Genomic DNA, 608 nt, shown 5'->3' on the forward strand with positions numbered 1-608 from the left:
ATGTTAATTAACAAATCCTATAAAATTAATTCTTGTGATGATGTTGAACTTAATATAAAAAGAGAAAGTAAGCTTGAGTATAGACTTACTTTTGATGATAGTAAAGATATAAAAGCTATAGTTTTTATCATAGGTGGTTTTGGAGCTAATGCTAATATATCTTTTTTAGATTTTGATAGAGAATATTTAGCTAAAAATTTTGATGTAGCTGTGGTTAATGTTTTTTATCATTGTTTTTGTGCAAGAAAAAGCATAGATGAAAAATATAATCCAAAAATTGTGCCCAATGAACAAGATTTATATCAAATTCAAAAACTTTTATCTAATATAGGTTTATCTCATATTAAAGCGGATGAGAAAAATTATTATAATCTTATTTATCCTGTTATAGAAGAACATATTAAAAAATTAAAAGAAGAAGGAATTATTGAAAAAAATATTAAAGCTTATTTAAGTTGTGATTTAATCCCACCAAATAACGAATATCAAAACTATGGCATTATGGCAGCAATTGATCATATCAATGCCTTAAAAGATATAGTTAAAAACTATCCTGAATTTGCAAATTTACCTAAAATTTATGGGGGGGGGTCTTATGGTGGATACTT

1 protein-coding gene is annotated in these 608 nt (G+C 25.2%); it reads left to right on the forward strand.

Annotated features, from left to right (window positions below; all coding sequences use genetic code 11):
* The coding region (locus GQV94_RS07640; protein WP_200170446.1) for a DUF2920 family protein at positions 1 to 608 on the forward strand (608 nt) is incomplete at its 3' end.

The sequence above is a fragment of the Campylobacter sp. TTU_617 genome (assembly GCF_016599045.1).
Lineage (GTDB): Bacteria > Campylobacterota > Campylobacteria > Campylobacterales > Campylobacteraceae > Campylobacter_D.